The organism is Pseudomonas orientalis (assembly GCF_001439815.1).
Lineage (GTDB): Bacteria > Pseudomonadota > Gammaproteobacteria > Pseudomonadales > Pseudomonadaceae > Aquipseudomonas > Aquipseudomonas orientalis.
In genome coordinates this window covers 1-524 of sequence record NZ_JYLM01000038.1, presented here as the reverse complement: position 1 = coordinate 524, position 524 = coordinate 1, and the positions used below count along the sequence as shown (strand labels likewise).

At 63.0% G+C, this 524-nt stretch carries 2 pseudogenes; one reads left to right on the top strand and one right to left on the bottom strand.

Annotated features, from left to right (window positions below):
• Nucleotides 1-4: 4 nt before the first annotated feature.
• Nucleotides 5-196 (top strand): annotated as a pseudogene (tssK, locus tag TU82_RS28530) (type VI secretion system baseplate subunit TssK); the annotation flags it as partial.
• A 60-nt stretch (nt 197-256) separates the two neighbouring features.
• On the opposite strand, the pseudogene tssK (TU82_RS28535) reads toward tssK (TU82_RS28530), so the two are convergent.
• Nucleotides 257-524: pseudogene (gene tssK, locus TU82_RS28535) on the bottom strand (type VI secretion system baseplate subunit TssK); the annotation flags it as partial.

Genomic DNA, 524 nt, shown 5'->3' with positions numbered 1-524 from the left:
CGGCGTGCTGGTGTGCCCGGTGAGCGATTTGAAATTGCTCGGTGCGGCCACATTCATCCTGGCCGCCACGGCGCAGTGTGACGCAGAGGAACTGCGCCAGCGCCTGCCGGCTCATCTGAAGATTGGGCCGGTAGAGCGCATACGGGAGTTGGTCAACCTGCACCTTGCCGGGATCAAGGTCAACCCGCTGCCGGTGGCGCCGCGGCAGATTCCGTTTCATGCCGCCAAGACCTATTTCATGCTCGACATGAGTGCCCGCGATATCGCGGGCACTCATGTCGAGCATGAAATAGGTCTTGGCGGCATGAAACGGAATCTGCCGCGGCGCCACCGGCAGCGGGTTGACCTTGATCCCGGCAAGGTGCAGGTTGACCAACTCCCGTATGCGCTCTACCGGCCCAATCTTCAGATGAGCCGGCAGGCGCTGGCGCAGTTCCTCTGCGTCACACTGCGCCGTGGCGGCCAGGATGAATGTGGCCGCACCGAGCAATTTCAAATCGCTCACCGGGCACACCAGCACGCCG